Origin of the sequence: Rhizobium sp. CFBP 13726 (genome assembly GCF_014841925.1) — a bacterium.
Lineage (GTDB): Bacteria > Pseudomonadota > Alphaproteobacteria > Rhizobiales > Rhizobiaceae > Neorhizobium > Neorhizobium soli.
In genome coordinates this window covers 1,035,447-1,057,012 of record NZ_JACYUU010000001.1, presented here as the reverse complement: position 1 = coordinate 1,057,012, position 21,566 = coordinate 1,035,447, and the positions used below count along the sequence as shown (strand labels likewise).

General features: G+C 60.5%; 19 protein-coding genes. 12 read left to right on the top strand and 7 right to left on the bottom strand.

Translation table 11 applies throughout. The annotated features are described in order from the left end of the window. Nucleotides 1–280 precede the first annotated feature (280 nt). Nucleotides 281–1,768 carry an NAD(P)H-hydrate dehydratase gene (locus IFT66_RS05225; RefSeq protein ID WP_192076917.1) on the top strand — a complete coding sequence of 496 codons (1,488 nt, stop codon included), beginning with the start codon at nucleotides 281–283 and terminating at the stop codon, nucleotides 1,766–1,768. Here IFT66_RS05225 and IFT66_RS05220 read toward each other — a convergent pair. Beyond that, nucleotides 1,765–2,574: a DUF72 domain-containing protein gene (locus IFT66_RS05220; RefSeq protein ID WP_199864755.1), complete on the bottom strand. Its 810-nt coding sequence runs from the start codon at nucleotides 2,572–2,574 to the stop codon at nucleotides 1,765–1,767. The genes IFT66_RS05225 and IFT66_RS05220 overlap by 4 nt on opposite strands. 39 nt (nucleotides 2,575–2,613) lie before the next feature. Next, nucleotides 2,614–5,535: an excinuclease ABC subunit UvrA gene (uvrA, locus tag IFT66_RS05215; protein ID WP_192076915.1), complete on the bottom strand. Its 2,922-nt coding sequence runs from the start codon at nucleotides 5,533–5,535 to the stop codon at nucleotides 2,614–2,616. 244 nt (nucleotides 5,536–5,779) lie between these two features. On the opposite strand from uvrA, the gene IFT66_RS05210 reads away from it, so the two are divergent. Continuing rightward, complete coding sequence (locus tag IFT66_RS05210; RefSeq protein ID WP_192076914.1) at nucleotides 5,780–6,361, top strand: single-stranded DNA-binding protein; 582 nt, start codon at nucleotides 5,780–5,782, stop codon at nucleotides 6,359–6,361. 17 nt (nucleotides 6,362–6,378) lie between these two features. Here the strand turns inward: IFT66_RS05210 and IFT66_RS05205 are convergent, their stop codons facing one another. Together IFT66_RS05205 and IFT66_RS05200 are read right to left on the bottom strand one after the other, a co-directional pair. Beyond that, nucleotides 6,379–7,554 carry an HPP family protein gene (locus IFT66_RS05205; protein WP_113110525.1) on the bottom strand — a complete coding sequence of 392 codons (1,176 nt, stop codon included), beginning with the start codon at nucleotides 7,552–7,554 and terminating at the stop codon, nucleotides 6,379–6,381. 34 nt (nucleotides 7,555–7,588) lie between these two features. After that, nucleotides 7,589–8,221, bottom strand: a complete 633-nt coding sequence (locus IFT66_RS05200; protein ID WP_113110524.1) for a MarC family protein — start codon at nucleotides 8,219–8,221, stop codon at nucleotides 7,589–7,591. Nucleotides 8,222–8,449: 228 nt separating this feature from the next. Here IFT66_RS05200 and gyrA point away from each other — a divergent pair, with 228 nt between their 5' ends. After that, nucleotides 8,450–11,311 (top strand): DNA gyrase subunit A, encoded by a 2,862-nt coding sequence (gene gyrA, locus IFT66_RS05195; protein ID WP_092662378.1) that lies wholly within the window; start codon nucleotides 8,450–8,452, stop codon nucleotides 11,309–11,311. Between the two features lie 451 nt (nucleotides 11,312–11,762). Here gyrA and IFT66_RS05190 read toward each other — a convergent pair whose 3' ends face one another. Further along, on the bottom strand, nucleotides 11,763–11,945 hold the full coding sequence (locus IFT66_RS05190; RefSeq protein ID WP_192077168.1) for a hypothetical protein: 183 nt from the start codon (nucleotides 11,943–11,945) through the stop codon (nucleotides 11,763–11,765). 420 nt (nucleotides 11,946–12,365) lie between these two features. On the opposite strand from IFT66_RS05190, the gene coaD reads away from it, so the two are divergent. From coaD to tgt, 5 genes are all read left to right on the top strand, one after another. Then, a complete protein-coding gene (coaD, locus tag IFT66_RS05185) occupies nucleotides 12,366–12,860 on the top strand; it encodes a pantetheine-phosphate adenylyltransferase (protein WP_192076913.1) in 495 nt (164 codons plus the stop codon). 31 nt (nucleotides 12,861–12,891) lie between these two features. Beyond that, nucleotides 12,892–13,464, top strand: coding sequence for a peptidylprolyl isomerase (locus IFT66_RS05180; protein WP_062456848.1), 573 nt, complete (start codon nucleotides 12,892–12,894; stop codon nucleotides 13,462–13,464). A gap of 77 nt (nucleotides 13,465–13,541) precedes the next feature. Beyond that, complete coding sequence (locus tag IFT66_RS05175; protein ID WP_062456851.1) at nucleotides 13,542–14,051, top strand: peptidylprolyl isomerase; 510 nt, start codon at nucleotides 13,542–13,544, stop codon at nucleotides 14,049–14,051. Nucleotides 14,052–14,125: 74 nt separating this feature from the next. After that, entirely contained in the window at nucleotides 14,126–15,214 is a 1,089-nt protein-coding gene (queA, locus tag IFT66_RS05170; RefSeq protein WP_192076912.1) for a tRNA preQ1(34) S-adenosylmethionine ribosyltransferase-isomerase QueA, read from the top strand. Next, the gene (gene tgt / locus IFT66_RS05165; protein WP_192076911.1) at nucleotides 15,211–16,344 is read left to right on the top strand and encodes a tRNA guanosine(34) transglycosylase Tgt; all 1,134 of its coding nucleotides are present in this window, start codon (nucleotides 15,211–15,213) and stop codon (nucleotides 16,342–16,344) included. The genes queA and tgt overlap by 4 nt, the downstream gene beginning before the upstream one ends. Before the next feature lie 47 nt (nucleotides 16,345–16,391). On the opposite strand, the gene IFT66_RS05160 is transcribed toward tgt, so the two are convergent. Next, entirely contained in the window at nucleotides 16,392–16,817 is a 426-nt protein-coding gene (locus IFT66_RS05160) for a DUF4864 domain-containing protein (RefSeq protein ID WP_092662372.1), read from the bottom strand. Nucleotides 16,818–17,023: 206 nt separating this feature from the next. On the opposite strand from IFT66_RS05160, the gene IFT66_RS05155 reads away from it, so the two are divergent. The 3 genes from IFT66_RS05155 to IFT66_RS05145 all read left to right on the top strand — a co-directional run bounded on the left by IFT66_RS05155 (nucleotide 17,024) and on the right by IFT66_RS05145 (nucleotide 19,463). Further along, a complete protein-coding gene (locus tag IFT66_RS05155; protein ID WP_192076910.1) occupies nucleotides 17,024–18,169 on the top strand; it encodes an MFS transporter in 1,146 nt (381 codons plus the stop codon). 165 nt (nucleotides 18,170–18,334) lie between these two features. Then, nucleotides 18,335–18,919: a J domain-containing protein gene (locus IFT66_RS05150; protein WP_062456866.1), complete on the top strand. Its 585-nt coding sequence runs from the start codon at nucleotides 18,335–18,337 to the stop codon at nucleotides 18,917–18,919. 64 nt (nucleotides 18,920–18,983) lie between these two features. Continuing rightward, nucleotides 18,984–19,463 carry a GNAT family N-acetyltransferase gene (locus tag IFT66_RS05145; RefSeq protein WP_192076909.1) on the top strand — a complete coding sequence of 160 codons (480 nt, stop codon included), beginning with the start codon at nucleotides 18,984–18,986 and terminating at the stop codon, nucleotides 19,461–19,463. A gap of 14 nt (nucleotides 19,464–19,477) precedes the next feature. Here the strand turns inward: IFT66_RS05145 and IFT66_RS05140 are convergent, their stop codons facing one another. Then, nucleotides 19,478–20,641, bottom strand: coding sequence for an MFS transporter (locus IFT66_RS05140; RefSeq protein WP_192076908.1), 1,164 nt, complete (start codon nucleotides 20,639–20,641; stop codon nucleotides 19,478–19,480). A 127-nt stretch (nucleotides 20,642–20,768) separates the two neighbouring features. Here IFT66_RS05140 and IFT66_RS05135 point away from each other — a divergent pair, with 127 nt between their 5' ends. Further along, nucleotides 20,769–21,542 carry a DeoR/GlpR family DNA-binding transcription regulator gene (locus tag IFT66_RS05135; RefSeq protein ID WP_113110515.1) on the top strand — a complete coding sequence of 258 codons (774 nt, stop codon included), beginning with the start codon at nucleotides 20,769–20,771 and terminating at the stop codon, nucleotides 21,540–21,542. Nucleotides 21,543–21,566 lie beyond the last annotated feature (24 nt).

Below are 21,566 nucleotides of genomic sequence, written 5' to 3'. Positions count from 1 at the left end.
GGCCGATGCACTATTCGTGCCAAACTCTTTCACGTTTTTCAGAAAATAACACGGGTTTGCGTCAAAACTTTCCATTTTTCGGTGGATTGCCTGCTGAACGCGGTCGGCCACGTCCGGGTTTGTGCGCCTGACGCCGTATCCTTGCCGAAATCGCTTCCGCCCGCCGCACCGAGCGCATGCCTGTCCACCTACTAAATAAGCATGTTTTCTGTGCATTTGATGATTTCTTGATCACTAAGATCGCGCTTGTATTTCCCCTGTTTTGCCTTTGAATAGACAAATGACCAATTCATTCGCTCATTTGCTCCTGACGCCTAACGATATGGCAGCCGTCGACACGGCCGCGGCAGCATCAGGCATGTCCTCGATAGGGCTGATGGACCGCGCGGGCCGGGCTGTCGCGGCGTCGGCTCTTCGACACTTTCCCGGCGCGTTGCGCTTTGTCGTCCTGTGTGGACCCGGCAACAATGGCGGTGACGGCTATGTCGCAGCGGCGGCCTTGAACGAGGCCGGCACACGCTGCGTGGTCTACAGTCTCGGGGATCCCGCACAACTGCGCGGCGATGCGCTTGAGGCCCGTTCACGCTGCCCGCTCGATACCCAGCCGTTGGACAATTATGTGCCATTGCCTGGTGATGTCGTCATCGATGCGCTCTTCGGGGCAGGGCTCTCCAGAAACGTCTCCGATAGCGTGGCGGCACTCGCTGATCGTCTGGCAGCCACCAATACACCCGTGCTTGCCGTCGATCTGCCGTCTGGACTATGCGGCCGGCGCGGTGTGGCGCTTGGCGCGGCGTTGCGTGCAGATCGGACGGTGACATTCGTTGCGCGCAAGCCTGGCCACGTCCTCATGCCGGGACGCGAGCTCTGCGGTGAACTTGAGGTTTTCGATATCGGCATCCCCCGTCGAATCGTTTTGAGCAAGGCCGGCAGTCTTGCCGAGAACGCGCCGTCGATCTGGAGCTCAGCTGTGCCGTCACCATTGGGTGACAGCCACAAGTATACGCGTGGACATCTGGTCGTGTTCAGCGGTCCCGCGGACAAGACGGGCGCAGCCCGGCTTTCGGCGACGGCGGGTCTGAAGCGCGGGGCAGGGCTCGTTACCGTTGCAAGCCCAACGGACGCACTTTCCGTCAATGCCGCCTCGCTGACAGCAATCATGCTTCATGCAATCGACGATGTCGCAGACCTCGCCGACTGGCTGGGTTCGGCAAAACTCTCCGCCTTCGTGCTCGGCCCGGGGTTCGGCGTCGGGGAGAAAGCCCGCGAGTTCGTGCTGGCACTGAAGGGCAAGCGGCTGGTGCTGGACGCGGACGGCATTTCCTCGTTCAAGGACGATCCTGATACGCTGTTTTCAGCCTTCTCGGAGGGCGAGACGCGCCTGGTACTGACCCCACATGAGGGGGAGTTTGCGCGGCTGTTTCCGGATTTGGCTAAGGACAAAGAACTCAGCAAGCCCGAGAAGGCGCTGAAAGCCTCGGCGCGGGCCAACGCCGTCATCGTCTACAAGGGTGCAGACACGGTGATCGCTTCACCCGATGGCCGCGCCCTGATCAACACGAATGCGCCGCCCTGGCTTGCCACCGCAGGCTCCGGAGATGTGCTCGCCGGAATGATCGGAGCGCTGCTCGCCCAGGGCATGCCCGCCTTCGAGGCCGCGGCGGCAGGCGTCTACCTGCACGGCGAAGCGGCCAATAGCCTGACCCCAGACATGACCGCGGAAGATCTGGCCAAGAGAGCAGGGATCATGCCGAACAGAAAGCCCTAGCTCTTGGCGTCTAGCATCTCCTGCATGGCCATTGCGCCGCCGGGGGCGTTGACCTTGCCCTCGTGAATGAAGAAGGCGTAGACGTCGCGCGCCGTCTGGGCGGGCTTACGCGTTTCGTCGATCAAAGGCAGATCGTCGGGGACGCTACCGGCAGACCAGGTTTTCAACCTTTTCGCCCAATCTTTCATATCCGGCTTCGTGTAACAGGTTTCGATCTCGTCCGACCCTTTTTGCAGCCGCGCATAGACGAAATCAGCGGTAACGTCGGCGATCATCGGATAGTCGAAATGATCGGCGCAGACGGGCGCGACATTGTATTTCGCGAGAAGCTCGACGAATTCCGGAACCTTGAAGCTGTCGTGCCTGACCTCGACGACGTGGCGTAAAGGCAGCCCTTCCAGCGCGTCCGGCAGCAGCTTCAGAAACGCTTCGAAATCGTCAGGCTCGAATTTCTTGGTCGGCGCGAACTGCCACAGCAACGGCCCAAGATGGTCGCCGAGTTCGACGAGCCCCTGCTGCAGGAAGCGTTCGATCGATTCGCCCGCCTCGGCCAGGACCTTGCGGTTGGTAGTGTAGCGGCTGGCTTTGAGCGAGAAGATGAATCCGTCAGGCACTTCGGACGCCCATTTCGCAAAAGTCTCGGGCTTTTGCGACCCGTAATAGGTGCCGTTGACCTCGATGACCTTGAGCTTGGACGCCGCATATTCAAGCTGGCGTTTCTTCGCCAGCTTGTCCGGATAGAACGTGCCCTCCCAAGGCGCGAAGGTCCAGCCGCCGATACCTGTTCGAATTATGCCTGGTGTCATCACTCATCTCCCCGGAACAGGTATTGGCGGCGGTAAAAACTATTCTGCCGCTTGGACTTTCTTGACCGGACGCCGTTCCAGAAGCTCCTTAAGGAACTGGCCGGTATAGGAGCGCTTCTCCTTGACGACCTGTTCCGGCGTGCCGCAGGCAACAATCTCCCCACCACCCGTGCCGCCTTCGGGGCCAATGTCGATAACCCAATCGGCGGTCTTGATGACTTCGAGATTGTGCTCGATGACCACGACCGAATTGCCCTGGTTGACCAGCTCGTGCAGCATTTCCAGAAGTTTCGCGACGTCGTGGAAATGCAGGCCCGTGGTTGGCTCATCGAGAATATAGAGGGTGCGGCCGGTGGCACGCTTCGACAGCTCCTTGGCGAGCTTGACGCGCTGCGCTTCGCCGCCTGAGAGCGTGTTTGCCTGTTGACCGACCTTGATATAGCCGAGACCGACATCGAACAGCGATTGCAGCTTGTCGCGCACGGCCGGAACCGCGGCAAAGAACTCGACACCTTCCTCGACCGTCATGTCCAGGACATCGGCGATCGACTTGCCCTTGAAATGCACGTCGAGCGTTTCGCGGTTGTAGCGTTTGCCGTGGCAGACATCACAGGTGACATAGACATCCGGCAGGAAGTGCATCTCGATCTTGATGACGCCGTCGCCCTGGCAGGCCTCGCAACGGCCGCCCTTGACGTTGAAGGAGAAGCGGCCGGGTGCGTAACCGCGGGCCTTGGCTTCCGGCAGGCCGGCAAACCAGTCGCGGATGGGGGTGAAGGCACCGGTATAAGTGGCCGGGTTGGAGCGCGGTGTGCGACCGATCGGCGACTGGTCGATATCGATCACCTTGTCGATATGCTCGAACCCGTCGATCCGATCGTGCTCGGCCGGGATTTCTCTCGCGCCCATGACGCGGCGTGCGGCCGACTTGTAGAGCGTTTCGATCAGGAAGGTCGACTTGCCGCCACCCGATACGCCGGTCACGGCGGTAAAAACGCCGAGCGGTACCGCCGCGGTAACGTTCTTGAGGTTGTTGCCGCGGGCTCCGAAAACCTTGAGTTCCTTGCCTTTTTTGACCTTGCGCCGCTCAGTGGGAACTGCGACCCCGAGTTCGCCCGACAGGTATTTACCGGTCAGTGACTTGGGGTTTGCCATGACCTGCTGCGGCGTGCCTTCGGCGACGACCGTGCCGCCGTGGATGCCGGCGGCAGGGCCGATATCGACGACGTAATCGGCGGTCATAATGGCGTCTTCGTCATGTTCCACGACGATGACAGTATTGCCGATGTCACGCAGATGCTTCAGCGTTTCGAGCAGGCGGGCATTGTCGCGCTGGTGGAGGCCGATAGATGGCTCGTCCAGCACGTAGAGCACGCCCGTGAGGCCGGAACCGATTTGCGATGCCAGACGGATGCGCTGGCTCTCGCCACCGGAGAGCGTGCCGGAGTTTCGCGACAGGCTGAGATAGTCGAGCCCGACGTCGTTCAGGAACTGAAGGCGCTCGCGGATCTCCTTGAGGATACGGACAGCGATCTCGTTCTGCTTCGCGTTCAGGTGCTCGGGGAGCGCCGCAAACCAGTCGCGTGCCAGACGGATCGACATTTCTGTCGTCTGGCCGATATGCAGCTTATTGATCTTGACCGCCAGCGCTTCCGGCTTCAGGCGATAGCCGGCACAGGACGGGCATGGAGCGGCCGACATGTAGCGCTCGATCTCCTCGCGCGCCCAGGCACTGTCGGTTTCCTTCCAGCGCCGTTCGAGATTGGGAACGATGCCTTCGAACGTCTTGGTCGTCTTGTAGGACCTGGCACCATCGGCGTAGTTGAACTCGATCTTTTCCTCGGTGCCCTCGAGGATCGCCGAGCGGGCGCTATCCGACAGCTTGTCCCAGCGGTCCGTCAGCTTGAAACCGAAGACCTTGCCGAGACCCTCAAGCGTCTGGTTGTAATAGGGCGAGGTGGACTTCGCCCAGGGCGCGATCGCGCCATCCTTCAGGGTCCGGCCGGGTTCCGGCACGATCATGTTCCGGTCCACCTTCTGCTGTGATCCGAGACCATCGCAGGTGGGGCAGGCACCGAAGGGATTGTTGAAGGAGAACAGCCGCGGCTCGATCTCCGGAATGGTGAATCCGGACACAGGGCAGGCGAATTTTTCCGAAAACAGAACCCGTTCATGGGTTTCGTTGAGCGACTTGTTGGCAGATCCGCCTGCGGAGGTTTCCTTCTCCGGCAGAGGCTTGTCGGCGAACTCCGCAACGGCCAGGCCATCCGCCAGTTTCAGCGATGTCTCAAGGCTGTCGGCGAGGCGCGCGGCAATGTCGGAACGCACCACAAGGCGGTCCACAACGACGTCGATGTCGTGTTTGTATTTCTTGTCGAGCGCTGGAACGTCGGAGATTTCGTAGAACTGGCCATCCACCTTGACGCGCTGAAAACCCTTCTTCATCAGCTCGGCGAGTTCCTTCTTGTACTCGCCTTTGCGCCCGCGGATCATCGGCGCGAGAATATAAAGACGGGTGCCCTCTTCGAAAGCAAGGACCCTGTCGACCATCTGGCTGACGGTCTGGCTCTCGATCGGAAGACCCGTCGCTGGCGAATAGGGAACGCCGACGCGCGCAAATAGCAGGCGCATATAGTCGTAGATCTCGGTGACCGTGCCGACCGTCGAGCGGGGATTTCGCGAGGTCGTCTTCTGCTCGATCGAGATCGCCGGCGACAGGCCTTCGATCTGGTCGACGTCAGGCTTCTGCATCATCTCAAGAAACTGGCGAGCATAGGCCGACAGGCTTTCGACATAGCGTCGCTGTCCCTCGGCATAGATCGTGTCGAACGCAAGCGACGACTTGCCTGAGCCGGACAGGCCGGTCATCACGATCAGCGAGTTGCGGGGCAGATCGAGATCGATACCCTTCAGATTGTGCTCGCGCGCACCACGGATGGAAATGGTTTTGAGTTCGCTCATCGTTATGCCTTCGGGGAGGATCGAAGGTCCTTATGTAGTTATCGAAAGCCGCCTGTCGAGACGAAACTGTTGCAACGCAACCCGGTTCCGAATGCTTGACAGAACTATACGAAGAAAATAGAACAAAGAAAGAACAAAATTCACTGTGGATTAAAGCTCGGCATTGCCCAATCCGGGCGGTCGATGGTTTAAGGTGGGTAATTGGTTTTCAAAGCCGCGCTTGGCGGCAAACGAGGTGAATACGATGGCGGGCAGCGTGAACAAAGTCATTCTGGTGGGCAATGTCGGCGCCGACCCGGAAATCCGCCGGACGCAGGATGGCCGCCCGATTGCAAACCTGCGCATCGCCACGTCGGAAAGCTGGCGCGATCGTACGTCGGGCGAGCGTCGCGAAAAGACAGAATGGCATACGGTCGTCGTGTTCAACGAAGGCCTCTGCAAGGTCGTCGAGCAGTATGTCAAAAAGGGCGCCAAGCTTTATATAGAAGGCGCACTGCAGACCCGCAAATGGCAGGACCAGACCGGCAACGATCGTTATTCAACCGAAATCGTGCTGCAGGGCTTCAACTCGACCCTGACAATGCTCGACGGTCGTGGCGAAGGCGGCGGTGAGCGCGGCGGCGCACGTGGTGGCGCAAGCGACTTCGGCGGCGGTGGCGGTGATTTCGGCGGCAACTACGGTGGCGGCGGCGATGACTATGATCGTCCGCGTTCCGGGGGTGGAGCACCGGCAGGGCGCGGTGCTCAGGGCAGCCAGGGTGGCCAGTCCTCCGGTGGTGGCGGCGGGAACTTCTCCCGCGACCTCGACGACGACATCCCATTCTGATCAAAAAAAGGCGCCGCTCAGGCGCCTTTTTCATGTTCGGTTGGAGCATGAGTGGCACGGTCCGAAAGCATCGCTACAAGCACGTCGGACTGCGAGAGTATCCCGGCGAGTTTGCCGTTCTCGCCGACGATCGGCAGGTAGTGCAGGCCTTCCTCCGCAAACATGACGACCGCGTCGTTGAGCGGTGCCGACGGCTCGATCGTCCGGACCGGCGCAGTCATGATATCCCTTACGATATGGTTTGGCGCTGTTGCGCCTTGCATCATCAGGCGCAAACGCTGGCGCGGGCCGATCGTCGGGCGACCGCCGGTCCAGATTGGCTTGTCCAGAAAATCCGTCTGCGTAACGATGCCGACCACCTCAGCCTTTTCGTTGGTGACGGGCAGGGCCTTCAGACGGTGGTTGCGCATGGACTGATGCGCCTTCCCCAGGGGATCATCCGGTGACACCGCGATCACGTCGCGGGACATGACGTCGGCGCAGGTGAGGTGGCTGGCGCGCTGGCGGTAGGAGCGCAGTTCGGTCAGGCGAATAATTGTTTCGAGGTCGCTGCGATCGATATCGAGGACCTGATCATAGTCCCTGAGGACGGCGTCGAGATCCTCCCGGCGGAACCCGATACGGCCGCTCGGCGGCGGATCCTTGGTGCCGTGCGAAGGGGAAGGCGTAGCGGGCGCATGCGGATAGCGCCGGCCTGCCAGATTGTTGAGAATGATCGCAAGCAGCAGCAAAGCCAGCGAGTTGCCCAGAACCGGCCAGAGGACGAATCCGTATCCCATCGCGTGGATGGACGGGCCGCCAAGCACGGCCGTCAGGGCAATCGCACCGCTTGGCGGGTGCAGGCAGCGCAGCGCCATCATCGCCGCGATCGCTATGCCAATGGCGAGGCCTGAGGCGAGGGCAGGGTCTGGCACGAGCGCAGCGACTGTGACGCCGACAGTGGCCGAGAGAATATTGCCGCCGAGGATGGACCAGGGTTGTGCGAGCGGGCTCGAGGGGACGGCAAAGAGCAGCACGGCGGAGGCACCCATCGGGGCGATCAGTGCCGGCAATGACGGTTCGAAGCCGACGACGAGACTTCCGCCCAGTCCCGTCAGGGAAATGCCGAGCAAGGCGCCGCCCGCAGAGCGAAGCCGTTCCCTCATGCTGATCGGGTTCGGTGCCTGTCCGATGAGACGGTTCAGAATGTGCATGGATTGAGCTTTCGGCCGTCCGTCTCAGAAAGGATCAGGGTATCGCGAATGCCGACCGGATGCCATCGACCACGAACTGAACGGACAAGGCAGCAAGGATGACTCCGAGAAGCCGGGTGAGGATCGCGCGCCCTGTCACACCCAGGAAACGGTCGAGCTTTTCCGCGATCAGAAGCGTTGCGTAGAGCACCACCATGATCAGCGCGAGGACACCGATAAGAAGGGCGCGGTCGAGAGCGCTGGTGAATGTTCCGGACAAAAGGACGGTCGCGGAAATCGCTCCGGGGCCGGCGATCAGCGGCAAGGCGAGCGGAAACACGGCGATATCGTGGATGTGGTCGATCGTGACCGCCTTTTGCGACGTCTTTTCCTTTCGCTCCTGGCGCTTCTCGAAAACCATTTCGAACGAGATCCAGAACAGCAGCAGGCCGCCCGCGATGCGGAAGGCGCCGATCGAGATGCCGAGCAGGCCGAGAACGCTCGATCCGAACAGGGCAAACACCGCGAGGATCCCGAACGCGATCAGCGCACCGCGAAAAGCGACAAAGCGCCGTTGTGCCGTCGTCATGCCGACCGTCAGGCCCAGAAAGACCGGCGCCAGACCCGGCGGGTCGAGCGTGACCAACAAAGTGGTCAACGCGTTGATGAGAGCATCGGGTGAGGCCATGGATACTCCTAGAGGACGCTCGGCTTGCCGTTCAATGATAAGATTGTTAGGACAGCCGGGCGCTTTAGGGAAGTCTTGCAACGAATGTATCCAACGATCGTGGCAAACACCTTCCAAATGCCGCAAAACCTGTTCACAACTACAAAGCAAATTCAGTGGAAATTGGCGCCCGGAGCCGCTTTCCGCTATAAAAATTCAAATGATTCCGAACAGAGATCGTGATCCGATTTGACTGAGCAAAGCACACCCGGCGGCGGAAAGCTGCCTCCAGGCATCGAACCCATTTCCATTATGGAAGAGATGCAGCGGTCCTATCTCGATTATGCGATGAGCGTGATCGTCAGCCGCGCACTTCCCGACGTTCGTGACGGACTGAAGCCCGTTCACCGGCGCATCATGTTCGGCATGTCCGAGCTCGGGATCGACTGGAACAAGAAATACGTCAAATGCGCCCGCGTAACCGGTGACGTGATGGGTAAATTCCATCCGCACGGCAACTCCGCGATCTATGATGCGCTGGCACGTATGGCGCAGGACTGGTCGCTGCGATTGCCGCTGATCGACGGACAGGGCAATTTCGGATCGATCGACGGGGATCCGCCGGCGGCCGAGCGCTACACCGAGTGCAGGCTTGAAAAGTCGGCCCATGCGCTACTCGACGATCTCGACAAGGAAACCGTCGATTTCCGCGACAACTATGACGGCACCCTGTCGGAACCGGTGGTTCTGCCGGCGAAATTCCCGAACCTGCTCGTCAATGGCGCAGGCGGCATCGCCGTCGGCATGGCGACCAACATCCCGCCGCACAATCTGTCGGAAGTGATCGACGGCTGCATCGCGATGATGGACAATCCGGCGATCGAACTGCCCGAGCTGATGCAGATCATTCCCGGTCCGGACTTTCCGACAGGTGCAATGATCCTTGGCCGTGCCGGCATTCGGCTGGCTTACGAGACGGGCCGCGGCTCTGTCATGATGCGCGGTCGTGCGACGATCGAACCTTTGCGCGGCGACCGCGAGCAGATCATCATCACCGAAGTTCCCTACCAGGTGAACAAGGCCTCGATGGTCGAAAAGATTGGTGAGCTCGTCCGTGAAAAGCGGATCGAAGGGATTTCCGATCTGCGCGACGAGTCCGACAGACAGGGTTACCGCGTCGTCGTCGAACTGAAGCGCGATGCGAATGCCGACGTCATTTTGAACCAGCTCTACCGCTACACGCCACTGCAGACGTCGTTCGGCTGCAACATGGTGGCGCTCAATGGCGGCAAGCCGGAGCAGCTGGCGCTGATCGACATGCTGAAGGCCTTTGTGTCCTTCCGCGAGGAAGTCGTCAGCCGCCGCACGAAATACCTGCTGCGCAAGGCGCGCGAGCGTGCGCACGTGTTGGTGGGTCTGGCGATCGCCGTTGCCAATATCGATGAAGTCATTGCGCTCATCCGCCGTGCACCGGATCCTGCGACGGCGCGCGAGCAGTTGATGACGCGCCGCTGGCCGGCCCATGACGTCGAGGCTCTTATCCGGCTCATCGACGATCCGCGTCACAAGATCAACGAGGACCTGACCTACAACCTCTCCGAGGAACAGGCCCGCGCGATTCTCGAACTGCGTCTTGCCCGCCTCACGGCGCTCGGCCGCGATGAAATCGGCGACGAGCTGAACAAGATCGGCGCCGAGATTTCCGACTATCTCGACATCCTGTCGTCACGGGTTCGCATCCAGCAGATCGTCAAGGACGAACTCATCGCCGTTCGCGACGAATTCGGTACACCACGCCGCACCGAGATCCTCGAAGGTGGTCTCGAAATGGATGACGAGGACCTGATTGCCCGCGAGGACATGGTCGTTACCGTTTCGCATCTTGGCTATATCAAGCGTGTTCCGCTGGCGACGTATCGCGCCCAGCGTCGTGGCGGCAAGGGTCGCTCCGGTATGGCGACGCGTGACGAGGATTTCGTTACCCGGCTATTCGTGGTCAACACCCATACGCCGGTCCTGTTCTTCTCCTCGCGTGGCATCGTCTACAAGGAAAAGGTCTGGCGCCTGCCGATCGGCACGCCGCAATCGCGCGGCAAGGCCCTTATCAACATGCTGCCGCTGGAAGCCGGCGAGCGCATCACCACGATCATGCCGTTGCCCGAAGACGAAACGTCCTGGGATAACCTCGACGTGATGTTCTCCACGACACGCGGCACGGTTCGCCGCAACAAGCTTTCGGACTTCGTGCAGGTCAACCGCAACGGCAAGATCGCCATGAAGCTCGAGGAGGAGGGTGACGAAATCCTCTCCGTCGAGACCTGCAGCGGTCCGAACCTCGACCTCAACGAGCCCGGCGACGACGTGTTGCTGACAACCGCGCTTGGACAGGCGATCCGCTTCCCGGTCGAAGAGGTCCGCGTCTTTGCCGGCCGTAATTCCATCGGTGTCCGCGGTATCAATCTGGCCGAAGGCGACCGCATCATCTCGATGACGATTGTCGGGCATGTCGATGCCGAGCCGTGGGAACGTGCAGCTTACCTCAAGCGCTCGGCGATCGAGCGCCGTGCTGCCGGAGTGGACGAAGAGGATATCGCTCTGGTTGGTGAGGAAGTCACCGAAGAGGGACAGCTCTCCGATGAGCGCTACGAATACCTGAAGCAACACGAACAGTTCGTGCTGACGGTTTCGGAAAAAGGCTACGGCAAGCGCTCGTCTTCCTATGACTTCCGCACCTCGGGCCGTGGCGGCAAGGGTATCCGTGCCACCGATACCTCGAAGACTGCGGAAATCGGCGAACTCGTGGCCGCCTTCCCGATCGACGAGGGTGACCAGATCATGCTCGTTTCGAATGGCGGCGTTCTGATCCGTGTTCCGGTTGGCGGCATTCGCATTGCCAGCCGTGCGACGAAGGGCGTCACGATCTTCTCGACCCACAAGGATGAGAAGGTGGTCTCCGTCGAGCGCATCAGCGAGCCTGAGAACGAAGACGAGAACGGCGAGTTGCCGGGTGAGATCTCGGCCGAAACCGGTGACCTCGGGATTGCTCCCGATACCGACACCGACGCGCCCGAAGCCGATACGCCTGATGCTGACGGGGATGCGACCGAATAGGTCGCGTCCACCCGGACGGCAAAAGACGAGAAAAACGAAAAAAGCCGGAGGATGGGAAACCATCCTCCGGCTTTTGTTTGAGTAGCTCCATGGGGTTGGGCATCTCGCCAGTATTTGGCACCGGCGATCAAACTAGTGGCGCGGTGTTCGATCATTGGATTGGGATGCGACCGAGTAGGTCGCGTCCTTCCGGAGGGCAGAGGACATCAACAACGAAAAAGCCGGAGGATGGGAAACCATCCTCCGGCTTTGTTTGAGCCGCTTCGCGCGGAAAGGGCATCGCGCCCTGTTCGCTACCGTTCACGAAAATAATGCTGTGGCTTGTCGCTCTAGATCTTCCCGACAACGTGCCCAAAGAGCAGGGGGCACGATTGCGGTTTCTGTGATCGCGGATGTTTCAGAGGAGCGGCCAAAGGGATGAGGTCCCAGTCCAGCTCCTTGCGGCAGGCGATCAATAGTAGGAGATGTCGCTGTAACGACCGGTAACCTGCGGGTAGTTGGAGCCGTCGACATCCGAGCGGTCCTGGTAGAGAGTGACCGTCGCCGTCAACATGACAGCAATCATGGCGCTCCATACGAGGTTAATCATGGTGATCTTGTCGGGCATAGTCATCTTTTTGTTTGCGATCATCATATCCGATTATCCTTTTAATTGCCTGAGCGCGTGAACTGCGCGCAGCGACACCACATTATGGGAGTGACCTATCTGAACGGCTCTGAAGCATGCTTGAATGGCGTGTTCATCTGGCGTTCAGATTCCGGATCGCGTTTCCACTTCTCAGAGGTCTGCCGATCCGAATACGTAAATCGCGGCGTCCAATAAAAGCGCTGCAACGATTGCAGCGAAAATCATCAAAGCCAGCATTTCCGTGTCTCTCAACTCAGCGGGACGATGATCTCGCCCTGTCATGTTTGTCAGTTAAACATGAGCCGGCTGAAACGGCATTGAACGACGCATTCATCTTTCGTTCAGTTTTTGGGAAAGCCTTGCAGCGGGCGGCCTTCCATGACAAAAGGCCGTTGAAATTCAGCTGGAACAGGCTCCGACTTCGGTATGACGATCGCTCTTTATCCCGGCTCATTCGACCCGATGACAAACGGCCATCTCGATATTCTCGTGCAGGCGCTGAACATCGCTGAACGGGTGGTGGTGGCAATCGGTGTTCATCCGGGCAAGGTGCCGGTATTCAGCTTCAAGGAGCGCGCGGCATTGATCGCAGCGGCACTTTCGGAGGCTCTGCCTGCTCGCCGCGACAGTCTTTCGGTGGTTTCCTTCGAAGGATTGGTGATCGACGCTGCCCGGGAGCAGGGGGCGACAATCCTGGTGCGGGGCCTGCGCGACGGGACCGATTTCGACTATGAGGTTCAGATGGCCAGCATGAACCGGACAATGGCGCCAGACCTTCAGACGGTATTCCTGCCCTCTGCGGCCGCCTCCCGGCCCATAACGGCCACATTGGTCCGCCAGATCGCTGCCATGGGCGGCAATGTCGGTGAATTCGTGCCGGCTGTGGTACTGCGCGCCCTGAACGAAAAGCACAAACGCTGATTCTGCGACAAAAGATAACAGGAGTTTTCTGATGAAACTGCTTCGCCTCGCCATAGCCGGCGCCCTCGCGCTCGCTGCCACGGTCGGAACAGCCGTTGCGGCGGCAGACGATTTTCTGACCATCCAGTTGAAGGATGGCCCGGTCGTGATCCAGCTGATGCCGGAGTCGGCACCGAAGCACGTTGCGCAGGTGAAGGCGCTGGCTGCCAAGGGTGCCTATGACAACGTCATATTCCACCGCGTCATCGATGGCTTCATGGCCCAGACCGGCGACGTCAAGTTCGGCAAGCAGGGCGGCCCGAGCTTCAATGCTTCGCGCGCCGGCACCGGCGGCTCGGATCTTGCCGATCTTCCCGCAGAGTTTTCCAAGACGCCGTTCGAGCGCGGCACTGTCGGCATGGCCCGTTCGCAGAGCCCGAATTCTGCCAACTCGCAGTTCTTCATCATGTTCGATGAAGGCCCGTTCCTGAACGGTCAGTACACCGTAATCGGCAAGGTCGTGTCCGGCATGGAAGCCGTGGACAAGATCAAGCGCGGCGATGGCAGCAATGGCGAAGTCACCAATCCCGACAAGATGGTCAAGGTGACCGTCGGCAAGAAATGATCGACTAACAGTCGATTGAAACGGCAACGGCCCATAGGGCTGATGTCCTGAGACAGAGATAATCAAGGAGAAATACCATGGCCGAGATCAAGGATCCCGAAAACACCCTCATCATGGAAACCACCAAGGGCAAGGTCGTCATCTCGCTCCTGCCGGATCTGGCACCTGAGCATGTTGCGCGCATCAAGGAACTGGCCCGCGAAACCGCCTATGACGGCGTTGTATTCCACCGCGTCATTCCGGATTTCATGGCGCAGACCGGCGACGTCAAGTTCGGCAAGCAGGGTGGAGCGGACTTCAACCCTTCGCGCGCCGGCATGGGCGGCTCCGACAAGCCTGACCTGAAGGCTGAATTCTCGGCTGTATCGCATATCCGCGGCACATGCTCGATGGCCCGTTCGCAGAGCCCGAACTCCGCAAACTCGCAGTTCTTCATCTGCTTTACCGATGCTCCTTGGCTGAACAAGCAGTACACGGTCTGGGGCCAGGTCATCGAAGGCATGGACATCATCGACCTGATCAAGAAGGGCGAGCCGGTCAAGGATCCGGACTCGATCGTTTCCGTCCGCGTCGCCGCAGACGTCTGATCTGATCCGCCATTTCTGGCCCGCTCCGTCTTCTCGACGGGGCGGGCCTTGCCTATTCTGGAAGCTCATCCATCATGCGTGTCGATCTTTTCGATTTCGATCTGCCCGAGGAAAACATTGCGCTGCGGCCGGCAAACCCGCGCGACAGCGCCCGGCTGCTTGTCGTTGACGCAGGCGCCGATCCTGTCCTCTCCGACCAGCGGGTCAGTGATCTGGTGGCATTCCTGAAGCCGGGCGATGCGCTGGTCTTCAACGACACGAAAGTCATTCCCGCGCAGCTCGAAGGCATCCGTCATCGTGAAGGCGCCGGCGGTCAGCAGGTTTCGGCGACGCTGCATATGCGCACCGAACCGGATGTCTGGAAGGCGTTTGCAAGGCCCGGCAAGCGGATCAAGATCGGCGATCGGATCGAGTTCGGCCGCTCCGGTGAGAGTACCTGCCTGTCCGGGTCGCTTGTCGCGACAGTCGAGGAGAAGGGAGAGGGCGGCGAGGTGACGCTGCGTTTTGATCTTTCCGGTCCGGCACTCGACGAAGCGATCCTGTCGGTCGGCCATATTCCACTGCCTCCCTATATCGCCGCCAAGCGGCCTGAGGATGCGCAGGACGCCAAGGATTACCAGACGATCTACGCCCGCGAGCAGGGAGCGGTCGCAGCGCCAACTGCAGGGCTGCATTTCACGCCCGACCTGTTTGCCAGGCTGGACGCGGCGGGCGTCGAGCGGCATTTCGTGACGCTGCATGTGGGGGCCGGAACGTTTCTGCCGATGAAGGTGGACGATACCGAAGACCACAAGATGCATCAGGAAATCGGTTACGTGAGTGCCGAGACCGCGCAGCATCTCAACGCCGTCAGGGCGAGGGGCGGGCGCATCGTCTGCGTCGGCACGACCTCGCTGCGGCTGATTGAAAGTGCTGCGGCTGACGACGGCACCATACTGCCCTGGAGCGGTGCGACCGGCATCTTCATCACGCCCGGCTATCGGTTCAAGGCAGTCGACATGCTGATGACCAATTTCCATTTGCCGAAATCGACGCTGTTCATGCTGGTTTCGGCCTTCTGTGGGCTCGAGACGATGCGCTCAGCCTACGACCATGCCATCTCGTCCGGCTACCGCTTTTACTCCTACGGCGACTCAAGCCTGCTTTTCAGGAACGACCGATGACCACCGAAAATTTCCAGTTCAATCTGAAGGCAACAGACGGCGGCGCCCGTCTCGGCGAAGTCTCCATGCCGCGCGGAACGATCCGCACACCGGCCTTCATGCCGGTCGGCACCGTCGGGACCGTCAAGGCGATGTATCTCGACCAGGTGCGCGATACGGGCGCCGATATCATACTCGGCAATACCTATCACCTGATGCTGCGGCCGGGCGCCGAACGGGTTGCGCGGCTCGGTGGACTGCACAAGTTGATCCGCTGGGATCATCCGATCCTCACCGATTCGGGCGGCTTTCAGGTCATGTCGCTTTCGGCGCTCAGAAAGCTGGACGAGAAGGGCGTGACCTTCAAGAGCCATATCGACGGATCCAAGCACCATATGTCGCCGGAGCGTTCGATCGAAATCCAGGGCCTGCTTGGCTCGGATATCCAGATGCAGCTCGACGAATGCGTGGCGCTTCCGGCCGAGGCCAAGGAAATCGAGCGCGCGATGGAATTGTCGCTTCGCTGGGCAGAGCGCTGCCGGGTGGCCTTCGGGGAGCAGCCGGGCAAGGCCATGTTCGGCATCGTCCAGGGTGGTGACATTCCGGCGCTCCGCGTGCGGTCTGCCGAAGGGCTGAAACAGCTCGACCTCAAGGGTTATGCGGTGGGCGGGCTTGCTGTCGGCGAGCCGCAGGACGTGATGCTGCGCATGCTGGAGGAGACGCTTCCGGTTCTGCCATCGGAAAAGCCGCGCTATCTGATGGGCGTCGGCACGCCTGACGATATCCTGAAATCTGTGGCGCGCGGTATCGACATGTTCGACTGCGTGATGCCGACGCGGGCCGGCCGTCACGGTCTCGCCTTCACCCGTCGTGGCAAGGTGAACCTTCGCAACGCACGCCATGCCGAGGATATGCGACCGCTCGACGAGGAGTCCGGCTGCCCGGCCACGCGCGACTATTCCCGCGCCTATCTGCACCATCTGATCCGCGCAGACGAATCGCTGGGCGGGATGCTGCTGTCGTGGAACAACCTCAATTACTATCAGGATCTGATGAAGGGTATTCGCGAGGCGATCGCGAATGGTCGTTTCGAGGATTTCTGTGCAGAGACCCAAGCGGAATGGGCCAAGGGCGATATCGACCCGGTCTGACAATATTCGAGCGGGCAGGGGCGGTGCCCCTGCCGACCATATTTTGGCTAGATGCCCTGGCTCGCCGTATTGCGGATCATCCGGACGCCGTTGACCTTGTAGGATCCGTCGTCCATCAGCCGCATGTCGTAGATTGCGGTCCAGTCCTTGCCCTGCTTGGCGCTGATCATCACCTCCTGCAGCACGACTTCGCCGCCGCCCACCAGTTTGGAGCGGCCGAAGGCATAGGTTCCGGCCTGATAGACAGCCTCATAGTTGTCGCGGACCATGGCGAAGAAGACTTTTTTATCCGGATAAAGACTGCGGATCCCCGGCGACGCGAGAGAATAGGCCTTATCCGCATCGTCGTTCATCAAGGCGGAGATCTGGGCGGAGATGACGGCGCGGGCGTCGGCGACCGGATCTTCGGCGTGGACGACACCTGCGGGTGACAGAAAGAGGAATGCGGCAAGAGAGGCTATTCGAAAGCGCATCTGACATTCTCCAGCATCGGCTTCCATAAAGTTTAGAGCATACTCACCAAAGGGAAAGGTGGCGTTGCGGATATTTTCAGCATCACCGCGATCTGCCCAGTCGGACGGCAAACCTTAACGCAGGGCAGGGTCCCACGTTCATGTCTTGTCGTCGTCAAAGTCGCGGTGCACCAGTGTGTCTGATGTGATTGCTTCGGAATTCCGTAATGACCCTACTTGCGCCGGCTCTGCTCTATTTCAGCAATGCTCTTCTGTTCGTTTCCCTGTTCACGCGGCTTCCGGCCATTCAGGAATCGATGGGCATCGACAAGGCGGTGCTCGGGATGGCGCTCTTGAGCGCCCCGGTTGGCACGTTTCTGGCGCTACCTCTGGCCGGACGGATCACCGATAGGCTTACGCCACGGCTGACCGCGGTCATCACGCTGCCCATTGTCGCGCTTCTGAGCCCGATCCTGGCGGCCGCGCCGCTCCCTTTATTTGTCCTCGGTTTCTTCCTGTTCGGCTTTTTTCGCACGATCTTCGATGTGTCCGCCAACATGATCTCCGCCGGTATCGAGCAGCGGACCGGCACAAAGGTTCTGGCGAGAAGCCACGGGTTCTGGTCGGTCGGGCTTCTGTTCGGATCGCTTGCGTCCGGTTTCCTCGCAGCGCAGGGCGTATCGCCCTTTGTGCAGCAGAGCGTGGCGGCGCTACTTGTCCTCGTAGCCTGCTTTGCCGTCTTCCGGGTGACGGCCGCCGACCCGGCGCCAGCTGCGCCGACGACGAAAAGAAAATCCGCATACGTCATGCCGGACAAGACCATCATCCTCATCTGCATCATGGTGTTCGGGCTCTGCATCGTGGAAGGCGCGGTCTACGACTGGGCGATCTTCTTTCTGCGCGAGGAAATGGGGGCGGATCCGGCGATGGCCGGCGTCCTCTACGCCGTCTTCACCGTCGGCATGGGACTGACGCGGCTGTCGGGCGACAAGCTGCGGGAAGTCGCAGGACCGATCTCGCTGATCCGGGGATCCGCTATCGCCGTCGCGTTCGGTACCGTGCTGCTGGTGACCGCCGCAAACCTCGTCGTTGCCGGCGTGGCGCTGTTTCTAATCGGCTGCGGGATCGCGCTGGCCTTTCCCCTGGCAGTCTCGACCACGATTGCCCGTGGCAAGGGACAGCCCTCCGACAATCTCGCCGCGCTCGCCTTAACACTGATGCTCTCGACCATCGGCGTGCCACCGCTTCTCGGCTTCATTGCAGAGCATGTGAGCCTGGTTGCCACGTTCGTCGTTCTTCTGCCGACCGTTCTCATCAGCTTCCTGATGGCGCCCGTGGCCGATGGGCGCCGGCCGTTTCGTCTCAGGCGTTGATCGCTTGCATGTGGAAAACCGGTCGGTTTTGGGGCAGGGGCAAGACTTGCCGGCTGATGGCCCCTAATTGGCCACATCAATGGATAATGGCTTGAGCCGACTGGACTTCGTCGCTACGACTGGATTGGCGTTTTCTGATATGACTTTCCGAAAACAGGTGGCACTGTGATCGATCCCTATGAAATTCTTGGTGTTTCGCGCGAGGCGGATGTGACGGCGATCAAGCTTGCCTACCGCAAACGGGTGAAATCCGCCCATCCCGATACCGGCGGCGATGCGGAAACGTTCGGACAGCTGAAGGCATCCTTCGAGCTCCTGAACGACCCGATCCGCCGAAAAGTCTATGACGACACCGGTTACGATCCCGAGCTTGCCGACAAGAAGGACCTGCAGGGTCTCGTCATTTTGGAGATGCTCGTCAACGAGATGATCCTCGATGAGCGCGAGCCTGGCAGCTTTGATCCGGTTTCCTCGATGCGGCGCAAGCTCACGGACCGGATCGTCAATGCGCGCTTCCATATTCTCGAAATGGAGCGCCACCGCGCCCGCATCCGCAATCACATCAACCGGATCGGCCGCAAGCCGGAAACGGATGTTCTGGGTCGCATGCTGAAATCCCGCTGCGAAACGATTGCCGATGCGATCAGCAAGGCCGATTCCGAGATCCAGACCATTGAGCAGGCCTATGGCATGCTGGATGGATACAGTTACGAGATCGAAATTGTCGAGGTGAAGGACGCGGCCGAATAGGTCGTGAACGCTCACGCGGCCAATCCTTCTCGTTTTCGGCGCGGCCAACCCCACGGACTTTTCCATGACACTCTCGATCCGAGAAGCAACACGTTCCGATGCCGGGACGCTTCTGTCCTTCATCCGCGAACTCGCCATTTTCGAAAAAGCCGAGCATGAGGTCGCGGCTACGGTCGAGACAATCGAGACATCGATGTTCGGCCCGGCATCCGTCACGCGCGGCCTTATTTGCGAACGCGATGGCGAACCGGTCGGCATGGCCATCTGGTTCTTCAATTATTCAACGTGGCAGGCACGGAACGGGCTCTACCTCGAGGATCTCTACGTGACGCCGAACGCTCGCGGGCTCGGGGCCGGGAAGGCGCTGTTGCGGCATCTCGCGAAGATCGCTGTCGAGAGCGGGTGCGGACGGTTCGAGTGGAGCGTGCTCGACTGGAACGAACCGGCGATCGGTGTCTACGATGCGATCGGTGCCGAACCGCAGAAGGAGTGGATCCGCTACCGGATGGCGGGTGACAAGCTCAGGGACTTTGCTGACGGCTAGGCCGGGTCAGCGCGTTACCATCGCGCGGTCAAAGGCCAGGTGAGCGCGACGAACGCCATGCCGCCAGCAACCAGAACGAAGGCCACACCCAGACTATAGTGATGGGCGACGAAACCGATGGCTGCCGGACCCATGAGAATTCCGGCGTAGCCCATCGTCGTGATGGCAGCGATCGCATGGCTGGGTGGCATTTGGGTCTGCTTGCCGGCGGCTGTGAACAGAACCGGCACGATATTGGAAGCGCCGAGCCCTACCAGAAGGAAGCCCGCAAACGCCAGGGGCTGGTTAGGAGCCAGGACTGTCAGCAGGAAACCCAGTGCTGCGAGCGTGCCGCCACCGACCACGACTTTCATGCCGCCGAGCGTTTTGACGATCCAGTCGCCCGTCAGCCGACCGACGGTCATCGCGATGGCGAACATCGTGTAGCCAAAGCCTGCCTGAGTCGGATCGACCAGGTGTGCGCCGATGAGGAACAGAGCGCTCCAGTCGAGCACCGCGCCCTCGCCAAGAAAAACCAGAAAGCACAGCAAGCCGATGAAGGCCACGATGCCGCGCGGAATGGTGAACAACGGCGCATCCCCGGTCTCCTGGTTTCCGTAGGGCAGGAGGCCCCGAAAGGATTGCGCCAGCAGGCCAAGCAGCAGCGCACTTAACATCAAGGTCGCGGTCAGGGGTGAAACGCCGGCGCCGAGCAAAAGGCTCATGCCGCCCGCGCCGACAATGCCGCCAACGCTGAACAGACCGTGGAAGCCGGACATCATGTTGCGGTCGCTATCCTTCTCGACCATCACGGCCTGAATATTGATCGCGACGTCGACCGCGCCAACACTTGCCCCGAACAGCGCCAGCGAGATCGCCATGGCTGGAATAGTATCTGCGATCGCCAACAGCGGCAGCACGAGGGCAAGGGCGAGGGTGCTTGCCACGATGACGGCCCGGCACCCGAAGCGGCTCGCGATAATGCCGACCATTGGCATGGTCACGATAGAGCCCAGGCCAAGACACAGGAGCAACAGGCCAAGCGTGCCGTCATCTACGCCGATTCGAGCCTTGGCGACAGGAACCAGCGGCGCCCAGGCCGCCATGGCCGAGCCGGCAATGAGAAAGCTGGAGCGCGTGGCCCATTGGTGTCGGCCTCCGGTGCGGGGGCGTCCTGTGAGGATCTGGGCGTTCGGCATCTCGGTAGCTCCTGGATTACAGCGTTGGACCTCGGCAGAGATCGTCGCCGTCCTTGATGGTGCCCTGTTTACAGAATGCGTAAGAATGTGCAAGATCGTGCAGAAACTTTGATGAGGGACCCGGCACGTGCTGACAGAAGAGAGGCTCGACCGCATCCGCGAGCAGTTGACCATCCGCGGCAAGGTCGTGGCGAGCGAGCTGGCGACGCAGTTCGACGTTTCCGAAGACACGGTTCGCAGAGACCTGCGCGAACTCGCCAAGCTGGGCTTCTGCCGTCGTGTCTATGGCGGCGCGCTGCTGCCGACGCCGGATTTCGGCACGCTGGCCACCAGAACTGCATTGGATAAGGATCGAAAGTCGAGCCTTGCACGGGCAGCGGCGCGGCTTGTCGAGGACGGCCAGACCGTGTTCATCGACGCCGGATCCACCAATCTTGCGGTCGCGAACGCGCTCGATCCGAGCCAGACGCTGACGATCATCACGAACGCGCCGGTGATTGCGACGGCGCTATCAGACCGACCGAACTTCACGGTCATTGTACTCGGCGGTCTGTACGATCAGGCGAAAGGCGCGTGCCTCGGGCCGCAGGCGATACGTGAAGCCATGCAGGTCTATGCGGACATGTTCATCATCGGCGTATGCGGCGTGGACAGCATCGCCGGCGTCACTGCGCTCGATCCGAGCGAAGCCGAACTCAAGCGGACCATGGTGAACCAGAGCAGCATTCTCGTTGTCGCCGCGACGGCCGAGAAGCTCGGCACAGTCGCGCCGTTCAAGGTCGCGGACACGTCGATGATCGATCATCTCATCGTGGAGGATGGCGAATTCGACCGCGGAGACTTCGCGCGGTGCGATGTCCAGGTGCATGTCGCACTAGATGGCGGTTCTCCGTCGACGTGAAGCATGTGGCGGCAACGTCCGCAT